We start from the raw sequence: 21,626 nt of genomic DNA, 5'->3' as shown, positions 1-21,626 counted from the left end.
TCAGATCCCCGCGGGGCAGCGAAACTCGCGCAGGGCGGCGAGGGAATACGGGTTCTGCCGCGACCCGAAGCTGAACTGGTACTGCAACTCGCGACCGCCCACGATGAAGCTTGCGACGAGCCTCTCGCCCTTCTGCACGGGCGCTCCGGCGTCCAGGAGGCGAAACAGCGACCAGGCGCCCGAGCGCTCCAGAACGGCCGGGGCGGAGGGCGCAGGCTGCGCGCCTCCGAGCAGGGTGGAGGCCGGCGCGTCGTAGGACAGCAGCACCGCGGTGCGTCCGCCTCCCGCCGGCCAGCTCATCGCCTGCGGCGAGCCGGCGACGCCGGCCTGGGCGGTGACGACCTGGCCGTTCATCTCGAACTTCGCCGTCACCCCGCTGCCGCTCAGGATGGGCGGATAGACCGTCATGGCGATCTGCGGCTGGGGTCCGCCGCTGAAGAACGTCTCGCGGATCTGCTGCGCGCGCTGGAACTCGCGCAGGAGGCCGGGAGACAGGCTGCCGGTGAGCGGCTGGTCCGCCCGCCAGGCCCATGTCGGCTTGGAGGTGTCGGCGTATTTCTGCAGGAAGGTCTGGAAGAACCGGTCCATCACGCCGCCCTGGCCGAAGACGCGGCCGAAGTCGGACAGGGCGATCTCGTTCGCCACGCCGCGCGTGAAGGGGTATCGGCCGTTCACGACCTGCTGGCAGGCGCCGGTGACCTGGTCGCCGAGCGCCCGGGCGAGCTGGCCCAGCTCGGAGTTCACGACGTCCGTCTGGAAGGCGGACGCGACGCGCATCAGCTGGTCCTTGAAGGGGTCGGGCAGCTGGTTGGCGCTCGAGCGGAAACGCTGGACCTGGGACTGCAAAGCCGCATTGGCCTGAGGAGACTGCCCGGGCACGTTGGCCGAGGTGATCAGGTTGTCGCGGATGTCGCTGAGCTGCGCCACCAGCTCGTCGATCTGCCGGCGCGACCCCACGGTCTCGACCCAGGCGTGGAACGGCCTGAACTGGGCCTCGATGGCCGCGCCGGGCGGCTGGTCCTGGCCCGTCACCAGGCTGGCGGCGGCAGGCTGCGCGGCCCCGGCGTCGGCCGGCTTGGCCCCGGGGCGCTCCCGGGTGAGGGCGGTCTCGTCGCGGATGGACTCAAACAGCGCCTTCAGCGGCGAATTGGCGGCGGCCGCTGCCGTCAGGGCGAGGTAGCGGGGCTTGTCGGCCGTGAGGCGTCGGACCGTGATCCTGGCGAGCACGGCCCGCCACGTCGCCACGAACTCCTTGCCGTAGAGCGCCAGGAGATCGTTGGGCAGCGTCTTGTACTGGTCGGCGACGGAGGACTGCTCGCCAAACTCGCCCAGCACCCAGCGCTCCTTGTTGATCCGGTCCGCTATGTCGGGAAGCCGGGCCATGAAGGCGCGCTGGAAACCCGCATAGGTGAAAAAGCCGGGCGTGCGCAGCGTCTCGACGGGCGCTCCTCCGGCGGCTTCGAAGACGCGCTCGAAGTCCGGTCCGCCGGCCCTGGCGGCGCTCCAGTCCGGGATGTTGAGGGACCGGGCCTGGGATTTCAAAAGCTCGTAGGCGCGCTGGGCGACGCTCAGGCGGGCCAGGGTTCGCTGGCTCTCCGCCACCACCGCGCCGCTGACCTGAACCAGCGGCTGGTGACCCGGCTCGAGGTCGAGCATGGCGTTGAGGTGGTCTTCCAGCGCCTTGCGACCTTCCGCCTGCGCGGGCCCGGGATAGAGGGCGTCCGCCCAATCCTGCCGCTCCCAGGACAGGACGAGTTCGCGGTCCGCCGCGTGCAGCCCGCCGAGCATCATGTAGACCTTCAGGGCTTCGTACACATAGCCGGGATCGCTGGCCCGCTGCTCCAGGACCTCCTCGAGTCGGTACAGGAGCCGGGGCCGCAGCATCCGCTCGAGCGCCAGCCGATAGGCGCTCACGGACGAGGATTCCAGCCGCTCCCATTGGCTCAGGCCGAAGGTCGCCGCCACCGGCACGGGCGCATCCCTCTGGGCGAAGCCGGTCGGCATGTGGCGCAGTTTCTGCAGCAGGGGCAGGATCTTGCTGAAGTCGCGGTCGGCGACGACCTCCTCTCTCGGGATTGGGCCGCCGGCCGCGGCGAACTCCTTGCCGGCCCCGTCCGTGGCGGCGATCAGCGAGACGTTCCGGTTCCAACTCACCCACCATGCCCCCGCCGCCGCGGCGGCGACCAGCGCGATGGCGGCGAAGGCCATGGCCTTCAGGATTCTCGCCCGGCGCACGGCGCGCGGGTCGGTCGACACCCATGCGGCCTCGCCGATGATCACGTTCTGGATGAGGTCCGACAGGAAATAGCTCTTGCCCAGGCCCGAGAACGCGTTCCCTGCGATCTCCTGCGCGCCGAAATTCTTGCTGAGCGCCACGATCAGCTGATCGATCGGGGTGCCCTGCTGGGTGCCGGAGGTGAAGTAGAAGCCGCGCAGGGTGGCGTTGACATGGTAGCGGGTGGGTTCGAAGACCGCGTTCAGGAAGGCGTAGACCGGGCGCTTCAGGGCGGCCATCTGGGCCGGGAAGCCGTAAAGCGCGGCCCGCGTCGCCGGCGCGGGCTCGTCCTGGAGCCGGTCCGGCATGTCGAGGTTCAGGCGCTCGATCAGCGCGTCGTACTCGTCCGGGACGTTGCTGACGAGGTTCTTGGTCTTGTCGTTCGTCTGGAAGGTCGCGCCCCAGACCTGCCGGCGGGCCTGCTCGCCGAGATCGCCGAAATACTCCGTGAAGCCGGCGACGAGGTCGCATTTCGTGAAGAGGGCGTAGACGGGAAAGTCCACCTTGAGTCGATCGTGCAGTTCGAGAAGCCGCGCGCGGATGGCCTTGGCGTGGGCCGCCAGCTCGTCGGGATCGAGGCTCAGGACGTCGTGCAGGCTGATCGCCACGATGACGCCGTTGATCGGCTGCCGCGGGCGGTTCTTCTTGAGGATGTCGAGGAAGGAGAGCCAGCTCTGCTTGTCGGACCGGACGTCCGAATCCTGCGTGGTGTAGCGGCCGGCGGTGTCGATCAGCACGGCGTCTTCGGTGAACCACCAGTCGCAGTAGCGCGTGCCGCCGACGCCCGCGATAGCGGACGGCGTGGACTTCCCGGCGAGCGGAAACTTCAGCCCGGAGTTGACGAGGGCGGTGGTCTTGCCGGAGCCCGGCGGGCCGATGATGACGTACCAGGGAAGCTCGTAGAGGAAATCGGCCTTGCCGCCGCTGGCCTGCTTGAGCGTGGCCAGCGCGTCCTTCATGCGGCCGGAGAGCTCCTCCGCGTCGTCCTCCACCGCTTCGGCGGCGATGCCTTCGCCCAGCGCCGCGGCGTTGGCCTTGCGGCGCCAGAGCTTCACTCCCGAAAACGCCGCGAAAGCCGCCACGAGGACGACGATGACGATCTCGCGCACGATGTGGTTTTCGAGCGGACGCCAGCCGCCGAATTCCACATAGGGGCCGGCCAGGTAGATCATGGCCGAGATCGAGCCCAGTCCGACCCCGTAAAGGATGATCCGGAAGACGTCTTTCCCGAGGGCGTCCTTGTTGAACATCGACCTCTGTCCTGAATGCGTCCGGGACGCGGCTGGAGCCTCGATCAATCGATGCGGGTGACGAGGAACTCGACTCGCCTGTTTCGGGCCCGCCCCTCGGCCGTCTTGTTGTCCGCCACGGGGTCGTCGGGGCCGCGGCCCTCGGTGGTGATCCGCGAGGGGTCGGCGAAGGTCGACGCGATCAAGGCGGCGGCCGCCCGCGCGCGCTCCACGGACAGTTGCTGATTGTTCTTGAAGCGGTTCGTCGGCGAGAGGGGCTGGTTGTCCGTGTGGCCGACGATCATCACCGGCCCGGCCTCCTTCTCGATGGTCTGGGCGATCCGCATGGCAACCGGCTTGAACTGCGGCAGCACGCTGGCCTGCCCGGACTCAAACATGATGCCGCTGCAGACCCGGATCGCGATCCAGCGGCCGAGGATGTCCGCGCCGAGCGCGCATCCGTCGACGCCCGGTCCCAGCCCGGCGCGAATGCGCTGAAGCTGGGTCAACGACTGGGGCGGCGGAGCAGGCGGCGGAGCCGGCAAGCGGCGTTGCAGCAAGACCGGGGTGTTGGGCAGCAAGGCGAGATTGGCTTCGGCGACCCGTTCGCTGGCGTCCGCGAGCGTCGTCCTCAAGGCGACGAAGAGCGCGAACAGGCTCACCGCCGCCACGCCCGCCACGGCCCAGACGGGCACGCGCAAGCGCGAGCCGCGGGCCCCGAGCTCCTGGCCGCGCCAGCGAAGCGAGAGTTCGCGAGGGATTTTGGGGCGGATGCGGCGCAGCGTTTCGTAGAGGTTGCGCTGGATGGTCTGCAGCTGGACGGCGCCGCCGCCCGTCGTCCGGTGCAGGCCCTGGAAGCCGAGCGCCAGGCAGGCGTGCTGCAATTCGAGCACGTCATAATTGGCGGCAGGCTCGTTCTTGAGCCTGTCCAGCTCCTCGAAGAAGCGCACCCCGCCGGTGCGCTCGCCGAAGAAGCGGCTGAGCATGCTGTACTGCGTCCAGACGTGCCGGTCCTCGGTCGGGATGTTCTGCACGATGTCGTCGGCCGTGGCGCAGACGAGGTACTTGGCGACGTTGGCCTGCTCGGGCGGCACGCCGGCGGCCCGGATGTCCTTGTCGAAGAAGGCGATGGCGGCCGCGACCTGCTCCATCAGGCTGGCGAAGGAGGCGCGGACCATGGCCACCCGCAGCCGCCCGAGCAGCAGCAGCAGCGGCCCCGCGGCGCGCATGATGGGGTTGGGATGAGGAGCGGCGAGGTCGTCGAAGCGCAGATCCTCGGCGCGGGGCATCGCGGACGGGGGTTCCGGCCCGCGGGAGCTGGAGATCCACTCGTCAGGTCCCTCCCTGCCGCCGCCCCTCGGCGTCGGCGCGGGCCGGACGGTTGAAGCCGACGCGGAGCGAGACGGGTTCAAGGGCGCGACGGGGGCCGCCGGCAGGCGCTGTCCGGGGTTGGGCCGAATGACGGTCCGCTCCCCGCCGCCCAGGCCGAACGGGTTGTCCTTATCGCTCATCGCCGATCCTCCAGCACGGCCCAAAGGTCGAGCTCGAGCTCGGGCCATTCACCGGAAAAATGCATGCCGATCGACGCCGCCGTGCTGAATTCGGGCCAGAGGGGAGAGGTCCGGTCCAGGTAGAAATAGACGTGGTCGGTGATGGCGCGGATCTGCGGCGGCGGGGTCGGCAGATGCACGAGCGGAACGCCCGGGAGGTGGGCGTGCACGATCTCGTTCATCTTGGTGTTCGGCCCGACCTTGAAGAGGTGCGGGAACTGGGCCTGGATCTCGCCCAGGGGCCGGCGAGCGGCGACCTCCAGCACGAGCGTGGCGTTGCGAAACAGCGTCCGGTCGCGGATCGGCGACAGGAACGCGTTCTGTGCCCGCTCGATGATCTCCAGCCGGATGGCGCGGCGTCCCAGCCGGGCGCTAAGGAAGTCCTGCAGGTCGCGCATGACGGGATCGAAGACCTTTTCGAGCTCGTCGTGGTCATAGGCGGGATAGAGCCGCGCCCGGCGCTCCGTGGTGGCGAAGGTGGCCAGCTCTCCGGCCAGCGACACGAGCGCGGTGAACAGCCGCTCCGGATGCACGTAGACGGAGGAGCGGTAGTGCTTCAGCACCGGGATGGTGCGGTTCAGCAGCTGGAGCACGAAATAGTCGACGCTTTGCAGCCCGCCGCCGGCCGTCGGATCGGCGGCGTAGCGGGCCAGCTCCTCCAGCTTGTTGTCGATCCAGCCGATCACCCGGTCGAGCCAGCCATTGACCACCGGGTGGGCCGAGCAGACCAGGATGGGCGGCGCGAACTTCTCGTCGAAGATGATCAGCTTGTCGCGGATCTCCACGATGCGGGCGACGGCGAGGGTCAGGTATTCCGGGCGCGGCGTCTTGCGCAGGTCATAGGCCAGGCGGGGATAGGCGACGTCGATCTCCTCCTCGCTGCGCAGCTCGGAAGTGGAATCGATGACCGTCTCCGCCCCTTCGGTGTAGCGGCTGGCGCTCCCGGCCGGCCGGTGGTCCACCTCGCGCGTGTTGGACGAGGCGGCGGGCATGGTCAGCCAAAGGATCTGGCCGGCGGCGTTGTCGGGCACGTCGATAGGGGCGGGCGGCGGGCTGCCGCCCGGGACGTCAAACGGAGCGCCGTCCGGCATGACGCCGACGGCCCGGCGGAGCGCGAACTTGCTCTGCTGCGCGAGATCCCGGTCGATCTCCAGATGCGAGAAACCCCAGGGATAAGGCGAGATGTGCCGGGTCCGGCTCTCGACGAGCCGCTCATGGTAACGGTCGTTCTGCTGAAGATGCTGCGGCCGCAGGAACAGCCCCTCTCTCCACACCACCTTGCTGTGCCAGGACATCGCATTCCCATCATTCGTTCGGCGTGGCGCGACCTAGCCTTTGCTGTCCGGGCCGCGATCATAAATGTCTGCAAACTCCAGCATGAAGACGTCCACCAGGCCGTCCTCGTGCTGCTGCGTCTTGGCCTTCCACCGGGTGACGTAGGCGTCCCACAGCCGCGCCTTGCGGGAGCCGATCATCTCCGAGAGGCCGCCCGACGCCGGGACGGAGGCGGCGATCGCGTCCGGATCGAGATCGGCCGCGAGCGCCCGGACCGCGGCCTGCATGGCCGAGTAGGTCCGCAGCTGGTGCGACTTCAGGTCGGCGAAGCCTTGGGCCAGCGCCCTGCGCGCGTCGAGGTAGCTCTTCGTCGGCGGACCGAGCATGACGTTCAGCGCATCTTCGGGCGTCGGCGAGAACTTCAGGGGATTGTTGTCGAGCGGCTGGATCACGGTCTGGTTGACGCTGCGTGAGAGCCTCTTGGCCTCGTTGCGGGCGCCCAGCAGCTGCATCAGGTCGACCACGACGTCGTGGATCAGTTCGCCGGCGAGCTGGGCCAGCAGCAAGGCGTCCCGGTCCGCGAACTTGTCGGGAGACAATCCTGCGCCCTGCGCGAACCTGGCGGTGAAGGCCGCCGCGAGGTCCTGGGAGACGGCGGGCGTCTCGCCGGCCGGCGGGCGCGGGCTGGCTGCGGCCGCCGGCGCCGGCTCCGGGGGAGGGGCAGCGGCTTCGTCCCAGACCGCGGCGGCGGGGGAGGTCGGGCGACGCGGGGCTGGGGGGACCGGCGCAGGCTCGACGGGATCCGACGACCGCGGCACGGAGGGAGCCCAGGCGAGCGACGGGTCCGTCCGGCTCCAGTCCGGCGCCTCCGCCCGGCGCGCAACGCCCTCGCCGGCGTCCGGGACGTCGTAGAGCGCGGGGCTCCCCATGGCCTGTTCGAGGAAATCGCTATGGACCGGGCGGGCTTGGCGACCTCCGCGCAGCTCCCGCGGGTCCATCGGCGAGGGGACCTCGCCGTCCATCGTCCAAAGGTCCTCCGGCTGGGGCGCGGCGCTCCGCCCGGCGTCGGGCTTCGCGTCCTGCTCCTCCTGGACCTCGACGCGGATGATGTATTGGCCGATCGCGAGGCTGTCGCCGGTGCGAAGCCGGTGGGGCGACTGGATCCTGTACTGGGATCCGTTGAGATAGGTTCCGTTGGTGGACACGTCGTAGAGCAGGTAGCCCCCGTCCTGGAAGCGCACCTCGCAATGCTTGCCGGAGATGGTTCGGCTCGGGTCGGGCAAGGTCCAGTCCAGGTAGGGGTCCCGGCCGATGTCGATCCCGCGCCGGCCGGCGACGCCGATGCTCAGCGGCCCGCCATCCGGCAGGCTCTCGAAGTTCTCGATGGTGAGGGTCAGCGCCATCGTGCCTCGCTCATGTCGCCAACCGGACGCCGGCCTCGAGCGCCGTGCGGCGCCATGCGGCCTGGCGGTCTTGCGCCACCCGCAGGCCGGCGAGCAGGAACACGCAGCGCACGGACTGGGCCGTGAGGTGAGGCGCGGCGGGAGCCGGGCCCAGGTCCGGCGGCGCGAGCGTGCGCCCGGCGTAGCCCGCCCCGTAGGCGGCAAAGGTCGCGGGGGAGGTCTGCTGCGCGCCGAGCGCCGTCCGCGCCGCGGCGAAGCGGAGATCCTCGTCGGGCGTCCTCACCCATCGCTCCGCCGCCTCCAGGCAGGCCATCTCCCCGGCGTCAGGCGAGCCCGGGAGGCTGCGCACGCTCTGGCAGGCCCAGTGCACGGCCTCGCGGCGCGGCAGCAGGTAGGCGACGAAGGAGAGCGCGCCCATGACGTTTCCGGATCCGGCCAGTTCGGCCGCATAGGCCAGGCTCTCCTGCTCCACGACGGGGCCGCCGACATCCGCCACGGCCGTGGGAAAGGCTTCGAACAGGGCCGAGGCGGTCGTGAAGCGAAGCCGGTGCATGCCTTGGACCTCACAGCGGGATGATCGCGCCGTGCACGAAGAGCACGCCGTTGACGTGCACGCCGCCGCCGGCCGTCAGCATGATCGCGCCGCCGGCCGTGATCGACACCACGCCCCCGGCCGTGACGGTGACGACGGCGCCCACGGTGTCGGTCTGGGCCGCGCCCACGGTCGTGCTCTGGGCTGCGCCCACCGTCGTGCTTTGCGCCGCGCCCACCGTGACGCTCTGGCTGGCCCCGACGATGACGCTGTCGGACACGCCGATCGAGGCGCTGCGGTTCAGCCCCACCGTATCCTGCCGGTTCATCCCCACCGTCAGCGTGTCATTCATGGCGATCGTGGCCTGCCGGTGGCCCGACGCCACGGTCAGCTTGTCGTCGCCCATCAGGAGCGTGGTCTCTCGCGACGGCGAGCCCATCGGCGGCTGGAAGCGCTCGCCGATCTTGCGGGTCTCGGCGTGCAGGATCTCCGTGTTGAGGTCCTTCTCGGCGCGGACGTTGATCTCCTCGGATCCCTTCTTGTCCTCGAAGCGGACCTGATTGTGCCCGTTGTGGCCCTTGGAGGAGTCCGTCTTCACGCCGGACTGGGTCTTGTTGGCCGGAAGGGTCCAGGGGTAGCGGTTGTCGGCGTTGTAGACGCTGCCCACGACGAGCGGCCGGTCGGGATCGCCTTCCAGGAACTCGACGACGACCTCCATGTCGATGCGCGGGATGAACTGGCCGCCCCATCGGGAGCCCGCCCACATCTGGGCGACGCGAAGCCAGCAGGAGCGCTTGTCATCACGGTCCCAATGGAACCGGACGCGGATGCGCCCATGGTCGTCGACGTCGATCTCTTCGCCGCTCGTTCCGGGCCGCGCCACGACGCGGGCGGTCTGCGGCCCGTGAACGATCGGCTTCGGCGTCACCATGGGAGCGTGGAACTGCTGGTCCGCGGGCAGCATCTCGTAGTCGCCGCGATAGTTCTCGCCGGAGCCGAGGCCCGCGCCGCCCGAGCGAAAGGTCTGGGCGCTGAACGTGTGCCGAGCCCGGAGCACGAGGAAGGACTTGTTCTCGGACGACCTCGGATGGTCAGCCAGCGTGAAGCACCCGCCCGGGAAGAGGGACGGGGCCTCGCCGCTGGCGTAGCGCCGCTTGTCGAACGCCTGCTCGGCGTCGCGCCTGATTTCGGCGTAGCGCTTCCCTTCGCTCTCCTGGTCGTATTTGCCGGGATAATCGTAGACTTCGAGATCGGATTTCGCGTAGCGGGCGCTGGCCTTGGCGGGGCCGATCAGCTTGTTGCCGGGCGTCTTGAAATTGTAGTCGCGCAGCTCGAACTTGCCCGTCCGGAAACGGCGCTCGGAGGTCCAGTCGAACAGCGCCTCCTCGCGCACATGGCCGGATGCGGCGACCTTGCTGAACGGCACCCTGGCATGGCCCGGGATCGGCTTGTGTGACGACGGGGCGTCAGCGAGATTAAGCGTGTGCTCGCCGTCTCCATGCTGGAAGAAGTAGTAGATTCCTTCCTCCTCCATCAGGCGGGAGACGAAGGCGAGGTCCGTCTCGCGATACTGCACGCAGTATTCGCGCTTGCGGCATTCGCGCGTGGTGGCCGTCTTGTACTGGACGCCCCGCTGCCCAAGGACCTCCTTGATGATCGCAAGGGCGGTCATGTCGTGCCAGATTCGGCAATTGGCGGTGCGCGACAGCAGCCAGAGCGACGGGCGCAGGACCAGCCGGTAGGAATAGAGGTCGTGGACCATGCCGAGCGCCTGGGCCTCGACCAGGACGCCGTCGAAATGACGCTTGGGGCCGGCATAGGCCGCGATGGTCACGCAACAGGAGCGCCCGAGCGCCTTGTCGAAATCGATGTCCGGGTCGCGGCTCAGCGCGTCGATGCGGAACTCGAAAAGCTCGCTGAGGGCCTCATGCGCCTCGAAGCGCGCGATGGCGAGCTTGTTTCGACCGAGCGGTGTCTGAAGGGACGCGACCCGCTCGTCCTGCGCCAGCTCGTCAGTCATGGCGACCTCGCAGTCAGACACATCATCCAACTCTTCTTGACGCTAACTTATGTGACGCACATAGTCGAGAAGCTCGGCGGTCGGCGGTTCACCGATGAAACCTAGGCTGCTTTGACATGCGAACTTGTGCGTCAGCGCACAATATGACTCCCCGCCGGTCGTTACGGTGAATATCACATCGTGTTTTCTTGCCCGGCTGGTTGGCTGTGACCTCGATCGACTACAGAGCGCTGGAACAACCTCTGAAGCCAGATGATCCGTGTGGTCCGGACCTGGATCTTGAAGGCGATGACGATTACTTGAATTTCTTCGCCGTGCAGGAAGGCGTGATGCCGGCCACGTTCTTCGTGGACGGGCAGCCCTTTTCTTTCGATCCCTCGGTCGTCGACATCGATGAACTTGTCGCGAAGATCGGCGCCCTGCTGTCGCGAACCCGCGACCTGCGGCTCGTCATGCTGCTGGCGAGGCTTTCCATCCTGAACGGGAACCTGGCCGAGTTCAGCCGCTCCGTCGTGGCGGGCGCGCGCATGTTGGAGCTCTTCTGGGACGAGACGCATCCGCGCGCGGAGAACGGCTCGCTGGCGATGCGCGCCGCGACGCTGGGGACGCTGGATGAATCCACGGTGGCGTTCTCGCTTCAATATGTGCGCCTGTGCGAGAGCCGGCGCGCCGGGCCGGTCAACCTGCGCTCCTTTCTCTACGCGCGCCGCGAGGCCGAGCCCCGTGCGGGCGAGGAGACTCCCACCGAGTCGACGATCCTGCAAACCCTGCGGGACGCCGCAGAACAGACAGCGGCGAGCCGCGCCGCCGTGGAGGCGACGCGGGCCGCGCTCGACCGGATCGGGGCCCTCTGGGCCGAGCGCGCCGACATCGTCACGGCGCCGAGGCTGTCGAACCTCCGCGCCGTCCTGACGCGCATCCTGGCGCTCATCGACCTGGCGCTGCCCCCCGCGGCGGCGGCCGCCGCCGAGCCGGGCGCGACGCCCTCGCTGGAGGCGGAGAGCGCGTCCGCGCCGCAGGGCGGCGTCGGCTCCGGCGCGCAGGCGGCCGCAGCCCTCCAGGGCGCTTACTCCTATTTCCAGGCGTGCGAGCCTTCGAGCCCGGTCCTGCCCCTGCTGGCCCAGGCCCAGGCGCTCTTGGGCAAGTCCTTCATCGAGGTGCTGCAAATCCTGCTGCCCGACCATGTGGGCTCGGCCGCCTACCAGATCGGCGGCCGGCACGTCTTTCCGTTGCCCGTGGGCCGCCTCGCGGACCTCTCGCCCGCCTCGGAGACCGCCGACGAGGGCTGGGGCGAGACCTCCGCCGAAAGCCAGGCCGACGATGGCCCGCGCATGGCCCATGCCGGTTCGCAGGTCGTTCCGGCGGCGCGAGACGGCGCGGCGATCGCGACGCGCTCGCAGGCCCTGGCTGCGCTGGACCAGGTCGCCGCCTGGATGCGGGCGCAGGAGCCCTCCAGTCCCGTTCCCTGGCTGATCGAGCGCGCGAGCGCTCTCGCCGGGAGAGACTTTCTCAGCGTGTTGCGGGCGGTTCTGCCGCCCGATGCGCTGAGCGACCTTGATCAGGGGAGCTGATCACGATTGACGCCGCCAACGCGGGGGTCTCTAATCTTGACCGCGGCGGCGGACTAGACTTCGAACAGGAGTTGGGCAGCCATGGCGTCAGACAGTGGACAACGCTTCATCCGTCGCAACCGGCCTCCGCGCGTCCATATTACTTACGAAAACCCAACCAACGCGGAAGAGAAGATCGAGCTTCCCTTCGTGATGGGCGTGATGGCGGACCTGTCCGGCAATTCTCCCGGCGTGGAGAAGGAAGAGATCGCCAACCGCAAGCTCCTCGATCTCGACATGGACAACTTCGACAAGCGGATGGCGGCGATCGCGCCGGGCGTGACGTTCCGGGTTGCCAACAAGCTTGGCGACCAGGAAGGCGAGCAACTGGGCGTCGCTCTCCGTTTCGAGAAGATGGACGACTTCAGCCCCGCCAGCATCGCCAAGCAGGTGCCCGCGCTGAACAAGCTGTTGGAAGCCCGCACCCAGTTGGCGAACCTGATGCGCTACATGGACGGCAAGGTCGCGGCCGAGAGCCAGCTCAAGAAGCTGCTCAGCGACCCCGCCCTGATGGCCGCCCTGCGCGACAAGGCGCCGGAGACCGAGCCAGAGACATAGCCCCGGCGCCCGGAGCGCCGCATCCACCCTTTATCGCCGCCCCTTCACGACAAGCGAGGCTGCCGTGGCACAACATACGATCCAGCAGGACAAGGCGCCGGCCGTCGAGACGACGACCGCGGATGAATTCGCCTCGGTGCTGAAACAGAGCTTCAAGCCCAGAACCGAACGCGCCGCGACGGAGGTCGAGAACGCCGTCACGACGCTCGTCCAGCAGGCTCTCGCCGACACGAGCCTCATCAAGGACGATGTCCTGGACACGATCACCGAGATGATCGCCCAGATCGACAAGAAATTGTCGGACCAGATGAACGAGATCGTCCACGCCAAGGAGTTCCAGCAACTGGAAAGCGCGTGGCGCGGCCTTCATTACCTCGTCTACAACTCCGAGACCGACGCGCAGCTGAAGATCCGCTTCCTCAACGCGTCGAAATCCGAGCTTCACCGCCACCTGCGCCAGTATCCGAACGCGGCCTGGGACCAGAGCCCGCTATTCAAGCGCATCTATGAGGAGGAGTTCGGCCAGCTCGGCGGCCAACCCTATGGCTGCCTCATCGGCGACTACTATTTCAGCCACCGCGCGACCGACGTGCAATTGATGCGCGACCTCAGCAAGATCGCAGCGGCGGCCCACGCGCCGTTCTTCGCCGCGGCCGACCCGATCCTGATGGGGATGGACAGCTGGACGGAGCTCGCCAACCCCCGGGACCTCTCCAAGCTGTTCGACACGCCTGACTATGCGGCCTGGAAGAGCCTGCGGGATTCCGACGACGCCAAGTATCTCGGGCTATGCCTGCCGCGCGTTCTGTCCCGACTGCCCTACGGGGCGAAGTCCGACCCGGTGGAGGAGTTCGCCTTCGAGGAGGACACCGACGGGCACAAGGGCGACAAATACGCCTGGATGAACGCCGCCTACGCGATGGCGGCCAACATCAACCGGGCCTTCAAGGAATATGGCTGGTGCTCCCGCATCCGGGGCGTGCAGTCGGGCGGCGAAGTCCAGAACCTGCCGACCCACACCTTCCCGACCGACGACGGCGGCGTCGACCTGAAATGCCCGACCGAAATCGCCATCAGCGATCGCCGGGAGGCTGAACTCGCCAAGTCCGGGCTGATCCCGCTCATCCATCGCAAAAACACCGACAAGGCGGCCTTCATCGGCGCGCAGTCGGTCTTCCGGCCCAAGGCCTACCAGAACAATCCGGAAGCGACGGCGTCCAGCAACCTGTCGGCCCGGCTGCCCTACATGTTCGCGGTCTGCCGCTTCGCCCATTACTTGAAATGCATGGTCCGCGACAAGGTCGGGTCCTACAAGGAGCAGGACGAGCTGCAGCGCTGGCTGCACAACTGGATCCAGGACTATGTGGACGGCAACCCGGCGCTGTCGTCGGAGGAGACGAAAGCGCGGCGGCCGCTCGCCGGGGCCGAGATCACCATCGTGCCGAACGAGGAAAATCCCGGTTACTACTCGGCCACCTTCAATCTCCGGCCGCACTTCCAGCTGGAGGGCATGGATATCGGGCTGCGCCTCGTTTCTCGACTTCCTGCGCCTGCAAGTTGATTGTGTGGGCTCGCACAGAATCCGCAGTCGAATTCCTGAATGATCAAGATGACCTTCATGGTCGCACCGGACGGCGGCTGAGCCGCAAAACAGGAGTGGAAAATGGCCGTAGACATGTTCCTGAAGCTTGATGGCATCAAGGGCGAGAGCCATGACAGCAAGCATCCGGGCGAAATCGACATTCATTCCGTGACGTGGGGTGCCCAGCAGGTCGGGTCGCACGGCACCGGTGGCGGCGGCGGGACCGGGAAGGTCCATATCCAGGACATCCACATCACCAAGCATGTGGACCGCGCATCGGCAGACCTCTTCTACAACTGCTGCAGCGGCAAGCACATTCCCAACGGCTACATCACGCTCCGCAAGGCCGGCGACAAGCCGCTCGAATACCTGAAGATCAAGCTGACGGACGTGCTCGTCAGCGCCGTCAACTACGCCGGCTCCGGGCACGACGACAAGGCGATGGAGACGCTGGCTTTGAACTTCGCCAAGTTCGAGCAGGAATATTTCGAGCAGAAGAAGGACGGCACGGGCGAGACGGCCGGCCGCGTCGGCTGGGACGTGAAGAAGAACGAGAAGGTCTGATCGCCATCGAGGGGGGCTGGCGGCCACGCGGCCGCGCCCCCTCAGACGGGTCGAGCCCATTCCGGCCTCCTCCGCGGGGCCGGTCCGCCCATCGCGGGCGGGCGCGCTTCAGGCAGGTCGCGACATGACGCAGACGAATTACCAGCTGACCATCGAAAGCGTCCGCGGCGAGATGAAGCGCGACGGGAAGACGGACCAGATTGAGGTCCGCTCCTTCGAGTTCGGCGTCGAGGTCGCGCGCGACGGGGCCTCCGGGCAGGCATCTCAGCGCCGGCGATATACGGACGTCACCTTCACCAAGCTGGTCGACCGATCCAGCCCGTCGATCCAGCAATTGCTGGCCACCAACGGCAAGATCAAGAAGGCGACGCTCACCGTGGAGAAGGCGGGCGACAAGGACGCCGACGGAAAGCCCCTGATCTATTACAGGCTCATTCTGTCGGACGCCTACATCTCGTCCTACAAGATTTGTGGTGAAGAGCTGGACGACGAGTTCGGGACCATCCCGCGTGACGAGTTCTCCATCAATTTCCGCAAAATCGACGTCGAATACACCGAGCAGCATCGCAGCGGCGGCGGGACCGGCGCGGTGACGTTCAGCGACGAACTCGACTCGAACCGTTGAACTTCGCCACCGGCGTCGGGGTCTTCTCCGGAGCTTGGCCAGGAGCGCTGACATGGTCGACGCCACACGCAAGAACCGGCTCAGCCCTCCCTTGATGTTCGTGTTCAGGGCGGCTCACGCCGCGCGAGACGCGAAGGCCTCGGCGAAGGGACGCCTGAACGCGGCGCGCTCGCGCATGTCGCAGAGGGTCGCCATCACCGAGCGCGACCTGCGGCGGGAGGTGTCGCGCGATCTGGAGACCCTGCTGAACTGCGTGGCGATGGAATCCACCATCGACCTCTCCGACTTCCCGGCCGTGAAGCGGTCGGTGCTGAACTATGGCTTCCCGGACATCGCGCATCGCACGATCGACGAGCTGGCGGCCTCCGACCTCGACGTGGAGATCGAGCGCATCCTGCGCCTCTTCGAGCCGCGCCTGCTCACCGCGAGCCTGAGGGTGACGCGCGACAAGTCCGTCGACGAGGACGAGCTGAAGATCCGCTACATCGTCCAGAGCGACCTCCAATGCGAGCCCCTCAACCTTCCGCTGGAATTCGTCGCCGACGTCGACCTGACGACCGGCAAGATCCAGATCGACCGGTTATAGGCCCATGGATCGGGAGTTCCTCGACCTCTACAACCGCGAGCTCGAGCTCCTCTACGAGCATGCGGCCGAATTTTCCGAGGAGTATCCCGGCATCGCCGGGCGGCTCGGGGGGATCCTGCGGGACAGGACGGACCCGATGGTGGCGGGCCTGCTCGAGGGCTCCGCGTTCCTGGCGGCGCGGGTGCAGCTTAAGATCAAGCACGAGTTTCCGGAGTTCACCAACAACCTGCTCGAGCAGCTGGTCCCGCATTTCCTGGCCCCGACACCGTCCGCGATGCTGGTCGCCGTCGCTCCGCCCTATGGAGACCCGGCGTTGCGCGAGGGACGCACGATCCCGCGGCGATCCGCGCTGGACGCGGCCTATGTCGAACTCGAACGCCGGGTCTCGTGCCGCTTCAGGACGACCGCGCCCGTCACGCTGTGGCCCTTCGAGCTCACCGGGGCGGAGTACTTCTCCTCGCCCAGCGCCGCGCAGGCCGCGGGCGTTCCGGGCGGGCGAGGGGTCATCGCGGGGCTGCGGCTGTCGCTCACGGTCCGCACCACGGGGCGGGTCGAGGACGAGGCGTCGGCCGCCGAGGCCGCGACGCGCCCGGACCACTGGTTCGCCGGCTGCGGCGCGCGCGAGTTGCCGATCTACCTCACAGGGCCCGAGCCCGACTGCGACGCCCTGTGCGAGCAGATGCTGGGGCATTGCCGGGGCGTGTGGTTTCGCTACGCCGACGCTTTCGGCAACCCGGTCGTCGCGCCCGCGCCGGCGGGCTCCCTCGACAGCGTGGGCTTTGACGAAGCGGATTCGCTGCTGCCGACGGACAACCGCGTGTTCCGCGGCTTCGACCTCTTGAACGAGTTCTTCGTCTTTCCCCGCAAGTTCCTGGGCTTCACCCTCGGCAAGCTGGACGAGGTCCTGTGCAGGCTCCCGGTGAGGCAGGTCGACGTGATCTTCGGCTTCGACGAGGTCAATGCGCGGCTGTCGGCGGCCGTGCAGCCCGACATGTTCGCCCTCTACGCCGCGCCTGCGGTCAACCTGTTCGAGATGACGACCGACCGGATCCCGGTCAAGGCGAGCCAGTATGAGTTTCAGGTCGTCCCGGACCGGAGCCGCTACCTCGACTTCGAGCCGCACCGGATCCTGGACGTCTACGCCCATTACGCGGGGGGCTCCGAGAAGGCGCCAGTGAGGCCGCTCTACTCGCCCGCCAGCGACGGCCGGAGCGCCGGCGAGCTCTGCTACACGCTGCGCCGGCTGCCCAGGCGGCGGACCGGGGAGGAGCGCAAATATGGCGCGACCTCCAACTATGTCGGCTCGGACATGTTCATCTCGATCGGCGAGCCGGCCTTCATGCACGACCGCGCCTCCGTGGCGGAGCTCAGCGTGCGGGCCCTGTGCTCCAACCGGCATCTGACGGAGCACATGCCGGTCAGCCAGGGACAGGCCGATTTTCATCTCGCCGACGACATCACCCTGCAGGTGAAGTGCGTCGCCGGGCCGACGCCGCCGCGCGAGCCAGTCGCGTCGCATCTGCGCAGCCGGACCGAGAACGCGCACACCGGCGTGGTCGTCTGGCGCCTGATCAACATGCTGGCGCTGAACCATCTGGGCCTCGTCGAGCACGGGGCGGGCAAGAACGCGCAGGCCCTGCGGGAGATCCTGTCGATGTTCGCGGATGTCGCGGACAGCGCCGTGGAACGCCGGATCCGCGGAATCAAGCTGGTCGAGAGCCGTCCGGTGGTCCGGCGCCTGCGGCAGAAGGGCGGCATCGGGCCGGCGCGGGGCGCGGAGATCTCCGTGACCATCGACGACAAGGCCTTCGAGGGCAGCGGAGCGTTTCTGCTCGGGTGCGTCCTCGAACGCTTCTATTCCGATTACGCCGCCTTCAACCACTTCACCCAGCTCGTGCTGCGCACGGTCGAGCGGGGCGAAATCATGCGCTGGCCGGCCCGCATCGGTTCGAGGCGGCCGCTATGACCTATCTGGAGGACATGGAGCAGGAGCCGCACCGGTTCGATTTCCTCGATTCCATGCGCCGCATCGAGCGCAGCCTCGGGCTTCGGCAGAGCGTCAGGGGACCGCTGGAGGCGGAACCAGGCCCGGACGGCGAGCCTGAGACGCATGTGGTCGAGCCCCGGCCCCGGATCGGGGACAGCGCGTCCCGGCGGGACGAAGTCATCGTTCTCAACGGCGCCGAGCACTTTCTGTCCTTTGGCCAGGAGCCGCACCTGGAATTCCCGGCCTCCAACCTGTCGCGAGTGGAGGTCGAGCGGGACGCCACCCGCAAGCGGATCCTCATTTTCTCGCGCTTCCTCGGCCTTCTCGGACCGCAGGGCGCGCTGCCCCTGGCGGTGACCGAGGAAGCCTTCGCGTATGCGCAGGCGCACGATCACGCCTTCCCGCGCTTCCTCGACCTCTTCAATCATCGCTTCCTGCAACTCTTCTACCGCGCCTGGGCGGACGCGCGCCCGATCGTCCACAATGACAGGCCGGATTTCGACCGCTTCCGCGACTACATCGAGACCGCCATCGGCAGCGGATCGCCGCCCTTCGACGACTGCGCGCACAAGCCGGACGGCGTGGCGCTCTATGCGGGTCTGCTCGGGCCGAAGGCGAAGTCGGCGTCGCGGCTGCGCAACGCGATCGCCGGGCTTTTCGGCGTCAGGGCGGAAGTCGACGAGTTCATCGGGACTTGGCTGGAATTCGAGAAGAGCGAGCGCTCGTTCCTCGGCTCCCGCAACAGCGGGCTCGGCGGCGACCTGCTGCTCGGCCAGTCCTCCTTCAGCGTGCAGGACAAGATCCGGATCCGCATCTTCGTCGATGATCTCGACGCCTATGCGCGGTTTTTGCCGGACGCGCCGACCTGCGAGCGGCTGGTCGACTTCGTTTTCTTCTATCTGGGCGACGAGCTGGAGTGGGACGTCGAACTCGCCCTGCCGGCCGCCCGGGTCGAGCCGGTCAGGCTCGGCATGTCCGGAGCGCTCGGCTGGACCACCTGGATGGCCCCTGACTATGGGCCGGATGAGATCAGGACCGACGCACGCTTCAGCCCGGCAGAACGGGTGGCGAGGCGTCGGCGCACACGCGAGTGAGGTTCCCCATGGTCGACATCAGCCTTGAATCGGTCGCCGGAAAGCTCAATCGCCCCGCCTATGAGGCGTTCTTCATGGCGCTCCGCCAGGCCAAGAGCCAAGGGGTGCGCAATGTCGAGCTCGCCCACTGGCTCCTGCACCTGTTGCAGATGGAGGATCTCGACCTCGGCCTGACGGCCGATTTCTTCAAGCTGGACCGGGCGAAGCTCCTGGACGACATCGCCCGCGTGACGGACGGCTTCCGGCGCAACGAGACCGAGATGCCGGGCTTCTCCAACACCGTCATCGATCTCCTCGATCGCGGCTGGCACTACGCCACGCTGTTCTTTGGCGAGACCCAGATCCGCACGGGCCACATGCTGGTCGGGGGGCTGAAGTCGAACGACCTGCGGCGGGCCTTCCATGCGCTGTCGCGCGAGTTCGAGAAGATCAACGTCGATGTCCTCGCGGCGGAGCACCGCACGATCTGGTCAGGGTCGCAGGAGGAGAACCTGCGGCCGATCGACGGCTCCGGCCTGCGGGCGGCCGGGACGCCGGGCGCCGACAGTCCCAAGGGGACGACGGCGCTCGACCGCTTCTCGCAGGACCTGACGGCCAAGGCCGCGGCCGGCGAGATGGACCCGGTGCTCGGGCGCGACGACGAGATCCGCCAGGTCATCGACGTGCTCATGCGCCGGCGCCAGAACAATCCGATCCTGACCGGCGAGGCCGGCGTGGGCAAAACCGCCATCGTGGAGGGCTTCGCCCAGCGGATCGCGTCCGGCGACGTGCCGCCCGCCCTGCAAGGGGTGAGGCTCTGCGTGCTCGATGTGGGGCTGATGCAGGCGGGAGCGTCGATGAAGGGCGAATTCGAGCAGCGCCTGCGCTCGGTCATCGACGAGGTCCAGTCGTCGCCGACGCCCACCATCCTGTTCATCGACGAGGCCCATACGCTGATCGGCGCCGGCGGGCAGGCCGGAACGGGAGATGCGGCCAACCTGCTGAAGCCGGCGCTGGCGCGCGGAACGCTGCGCACCATCGCGGCGACGACCTGGTCCGAGTACCGCCAATATTTCGAGAAGGACCCGGCCCTGACGCGCCGGTTCCAGCCGATCCAGGTCGGCGAGCCCGACATCGCCACCTGCTGCACCATGCTCAGGGGGCTCATCGGGCCGATGGAGAAGCACCACAAGGTCCGGATCTCGGACGCCGCCATCGTGGCGGCGGTGCAGCTCTCCAGCCGTTACATCCCGGCGCGGCAGCTTCCCGACAAGGCGGTGAGCCTGCTCGACACCTCCTGCGCCCGGGTGGCGATCAGCCAGTCGACGACCCCAGCCTCCATCGCTGACGCGACGGCGGCGATCGAGGCGCTGGAGCAGGAGAAGGCGGCGCTCTTGTCCGACCGTGACCTCGGGTCGCAAAGCGACGAGCGGATCGACGAGATCGACCGCACGACGGCGCGGATGAAGGAGGAGCTCGCGACGCTCCAGGCCGGCTGGGAGGCGGAGCGGGCGGTCGTCGAGGAGGTGAGGTCGCTGCGCGACATCCTGGCCGATCCGGAGGCGGACGGCGAAAGCGCGCGTGAGAAGCTGAAGGACCAGTTCGCCGCGCTGGAGGGCATCAGCCCCGAGGACCGCATGGTCTACGCCCATGTTGACGAGGCGGCGGTCGCGTCGGTGGTGTCGGACTGGACCGGCATCCCGGTCGGCCGCATGGTGAAGGACGAGATCGAAACCGTCCTTCGCCTTCCCGAGATCCTCAACCGCCGGGTCGTGGGCCAGTCTCATGGGCTGGCGATGATCTCCAAGCGCATCGAGACGAACCGGGCCAGGCTCGACAACCCCAACAAGCCGATCGGCGTCTTCATGCTGTGCGGGCCCTCCGGCGTCGGCAAGACGGAGACCGCGCTGGCGCTGGCGGAGGCGCTCTACGGGGGCGAGCAGAACATCATCACCATCAACATGTCCGAGTTCCAGGAAGCCCATACGGTCTCCACCCTGAAGGGCGCCCCTCCGGGCTATGTGGGCTATGGCGAAGGCGGGCGCCTGACCGAGGCGGTGCGCCGCAAGCCCTACAGCGTCATCCTTCTCGACGAGGTGGAGAAGGCCCATCCGGACGTGCACGAGCTGTTCTTCCAGGTCTTCGACAAGGGCCAGATGGAGGACGGCACGGGGCGCCGGATCGACTTCAAGAACACGCTCATCATCCTGACGTCGAATGTCGGGACGGACCTCCTGATGGAGCTGGCGCAGGACGAAACCTACGGTCACGATCCGGAAGCGCTCGCCTCGGCGTTGAAGCCGGAGCTTCTCAAGGTGTTCCCGCCCGCCCTGCTGGGGCGCATCGTGACCATCCCGTACTACCCGCTCTCGCCGGACATGCTGTCGGGCATCGTTCGCCTCCAGCTCGACCGGATCGGCAAGCGGATCGCGCAGAACCACGGGGCCACGTTCAGCTATGACGGGGCCGTCGTGGATCACATCGTGTCGCTCTGCAACGATCCGGATTCCGGCGGCCGCGTGATCGACAACATCATCACCAACACGCTGCTGCCGGCCCTGTCGCGCGAGTTCCTGAAACGCTCCCTCGCCAGGGAGAAGCTGACGCACGCCAGCGTCGCCATGGCGGGGCGCGACTTCGCCTATGAGTGGTCCTCGGCCGGGGAGCCGCACTGACGCAGGCTGGCCCGGGGTGCGATAGGGCACTTCCGACCATCCGGGAGGCTGCGACACTCGCGCATGCGCAAGGATCGAGGAT

15 protein-coding genes are annotated in these 21,626 nt (G+C 67.9%); 9 read left to right on the top strand and 6 right to left on the bottom strand.

Annotated features, from left to right (window positions below; translation table 11 throughout):
• From tssM to ABEG18_RS12060, 6 genes are all read right to left on the bottom strand, one after another.
• The gene (tssM, locus tag ABEG18_RS12085; RefSeq protein ID WP_406858305.1) at positions 1–3,525 is read right to left on the bottom strand and encodes a type VI secretion system membrane subunit TssM; all 3,525 of its coding nucleotides are present in this window, start codon (positions 3,523–3,525) and stop codon (positions 1–3) included.
• 44 nt (positions 3,526–3,569) lie between these two features.
• Positions 3,570–4,793, bottom strand: coding sequence for a type IVB secretion system protein IcmH/DotU (gene icmH / locus ABEG18_RS12080; protein ID WP_406858304.1), 1,224 nt, complete (start codon positions 4,791–4,793; stop codon positions 3,570–3,572).
• A 218-nt stretch (positions 4,794–5,011) separates the two neighbouring features.
• Positions 5,012–6,349 carry a type VI secretion system baseplate subunit TssK gene (gene tssK / locus ABEG18_RS12075; RefSeq protein WP_406858303.1) on the bottom strand — a complete coding sequence of 446 codons (1,338 nt, stop codon included), beginning with the start codon at positions 6,347–6,349 and terminating at the stop codon, positions 5,012–5,014.
• A 33-nt stretch (positions 6,350–6,382) separates the two neighbouring features.
• Positions 6,383–7,732: a type VI secretion system-associated FHA domain protein TagH gene (gene tagH, locus ABEG18_RS12070; RefSeq protein ID WP_406858302.1), complete on the bottom strand. Its 1,350-nt coding sequence runs from the start codon at positions 7,730–7,732 to the stop codon at positions 6,383–6,385.
• 10 nt (positions 7,733–7,742) lie between these two features.
• Positions 7,743–8,285 carry a DUF6931 family protein gene (locus ABEG18_RS12065; protein WP_406858301.1) on the bottom strand — a complete coding sequence of 181 codons (543 nt, stop codon included), beginning with the start codon at positions 8,283–8,285 and terminating at the stop codon, positions 7,743–7,745.
• A gap of 10 nt (positions 8,286–8,295) precedes the next feature.
• Positions 8,296–10,284: a type VI secretion system Vgr family protein gene (locus tag ABEG18_RS12060; protein WP_406858300.1), complete on the bottom strand. Its 1,989-nt coding sequence runs from the start codon at positions 10,282–10,284 to the stop codon at positions 8,296–8,298.
• A gap of 206 nt (positions 10,285–10,490) precedes the next feature.
• Between ABEG18_RS12060 and ABEG18_RS12055 the strand changes: the two genes are divergently transcribed.
• The 9 genes from ABEG18_RS12055 (at position 10,491) to tssH (ending at position 21,544) form a co-directional block, all read left to right on the top strand.
• The gene (locus ABEG18_RS12055) at positions 10,491–11,855 is read left to right on the top strand and encodes an ImpA family type VI secretion system protein (RefSeq protein ID WP_406858299.1); all 1,365 of its coding nucleotides are present in this window, start codon (positions 10,491–10,493) and stop codon (positions 11,853–11,855) included.
• 81 nt (positions 11,856–11,936) lie between these two features.
• Positions 11,937–12,452 (top strand): type VI secretion system contractile sheath small subunit, encoded by a 516-nt coding sequence (gene tssB / locus ABEG18_RS12050; protein ID WP_406858298.1) that lies wholly within the window; start codon positions 11,937–11,939, stop codon positions 12,450–12,452.
• A gap of 64 nt (positions 12,453–12,516) precedes the next feature.
• Complete coding sequence (gene tssC, locus ABEG18_RS12045; protein ID WP_406858297.1) at positions 12,517–14,013, top strand: type VI secretion system contractile sheath large subunit; 1,497 nt, start codon at positions 12,517–12,519, stop codon at positions 14,011–14,013.
• 102 nt (positions 14,014–14,115) lie between these two features.
• Entirely contained in the window at positions 14,116–14,598 is a 483-nt protein-coding gene (locus ABEG18_RS12040) for an Hcp family type VI secretion system effector (protein WP_406858296.1), read from the top strand.
• 124 nt (positions 14,599–14,722) lie between these two features.
• Complete coding sequence (locus ABEG18_RS12035; RefSeq protein ID WP_406858295.1) at positions 14,723–15,223, top strand: Hcp family type VI secretion system effector; 501 nt, start codon at positions 14,723–14,725, stop codon at positions 15,221–15,223.
• A gap of 52 nt (positions 15,224–15,275) precedes the next feature.
• A complete protein-coding gene (gene tssE / locus ABEG18_RS12030) occupies positions 15,276–15,809 on the top strand; it encodes a type VI secretion system baseplate subunit TssE (RefSeq protein ID WP_406858294.1) in 534 nt (177 codons plus the stop codon).
• Positions 15,810–15,813: 4 nt separating this feature from the next.
• Positions 15,814–17,775 (top strand): type VI secretion system baseplate subunit TssF, encoded by a 1,962-nt coding sequence (tssF, locus tag ABEG18_RS12025; protein ID WP_406858293.1) that lies wholly within the window; start codon positions 15,814–15,816, stop codon positions 17,773–17,775.
• The gene (gene tssG, locus ABEG18_RS12020; RefSeq protein ID WP_406858292.1) at positions 17,772–18,890 is read left to right on the top strand and encodes a type VI secretion system baseplate subunit TssG; all 1,119 of its coding nucleotides are present in this window, start codon (positions 17,772–17,774) and stop codon (positions 18,888–18,890) included. Before tssF ends, tssG begins: the two co-directional genes overlap by 4 nt.
• 8 nt (positions 18,891–18,898) lie before the next feature.
• Positions 18,899–21,544, top strand: a complete 2,646-nt coding sequence (gene tssH / locus ABEG18_RS12015) for a type VI secretion system ATPase TssH (protein WP_406858291.1) — start codon at positions 18,899–18,901, stop codon at positions 21,542–21,544.
• The last annotated feature ends 82 nt before the right edge of the window (positions 21,545–21,626 follow it).

The sequence above is a fragment of the Alsobacter sp. KACC 23698 genome (assembly GCF_045348435.1).
Taxonomy (GTDB): Bacteria; Pseudomonadota; Alphaproteobacteria; order Rhizobiales; family Beijerinckiaceae; genus Alsobacter.
This window is presented reverse-complemented; position numbering and strand designations above follow the sequence as displayed.

What these genes read in the sequence shown, in the direction of transcription:
- tssB (WP_406858298.1), top strand. Translation starts at nt 11,937, where the DNA reads ATGGCGTCAGACAGTGGACAACGCTTCATCCGTCGCAACCGGCCTCCG.
- ABEG18_RS12035 (WP_406858295.1), top strand. Translation starts at nt 14,723, where the DNA reads ATGACGCAGACGAATTACCAGCTGACCATCGAAAGCGTCCGCGGCGAG.
- tssG (WP_406858292.1), top strand. Translation starts at nt 17,772, where the DNA reads ATGACCTATCTGGAGGACATGGAGCAGGAGCCGCACCGGTTCGATTTC.
- ABEG18_RS12065 (WP_406858301.1), bottom strand. Translation starts at nt 8,285, where the DNA reads ATGCACCGGCTTCGCTTCACGACCGCCTCGGCCCTGTTCGAAGCCTTT.
- tssH (WP_406858291.1), top strand. Translation starts at nt 18,899, where the DNA reads ATGGTCGACATCAGCCTTGAATCGGTCGCCGGAAAGCTCAATCGCCCC.
- icmH (WP_406858304.1), bottom strand. Translation starts at nt 4,793, where the DNA reads ATGCCCCGCGCCGAGGATCTGCGCTTCGACGACCTCGCCGCTCCTCAT.
- tssF (WP_406858293.1), top strand. Translation starts at nt 15,814, where the DNA reads ATGGATCGGGAGTTCCTCGACCTCTACAACCGCGAGCTCGAGCTCCTC.
- tssM (WP_406858305.1), bottom strand. Translation starts at nt 3,525, where the DNA reads ATGTTCAACAAGGACGCCCTCGGGAAAGACGTCTTCCGGATCATCCTT.
- ABEG18_RS12040 (WP_406858296.1), top strand. Translation starts at nt 14,116, where the DNA reads ATGGCCGTAGACATGTTCCTGAAGCTTGATGGCATCAAGGGCGAGAGC.
- tssE (WP_406858294.1), top strand. Translation starts at nt 15,276, where the DNA reads ATGGTCGACGCCACACGCAAGAACCGGCTCAGCCCTCCCTTGATGTTC.
- tagH (WP_406858302.1), bottom strand. Translation starts at nt 7,732, where the DNA reads ATGGCGCTGACCCTCACCATCGAGAACTTCGAGAGCCTGCCGGATGGC.
- ABEG18_RS12060 (WP_406858300.1), bottom strand. Translation starts at nt 10,284, where the DNA reads ATGACTGACGAGCTGGCGCAGGACGAGCGGGTCGCGTCCCTTCAGACA.
- tssK (WP_406858303.1), bottom strand. Translation starts at nt 6,349, where the DNA reads ATGTCCTGGCACAGCAAGGTGGTGTGGAGAGAGGGGCTGTTCCTGCGG.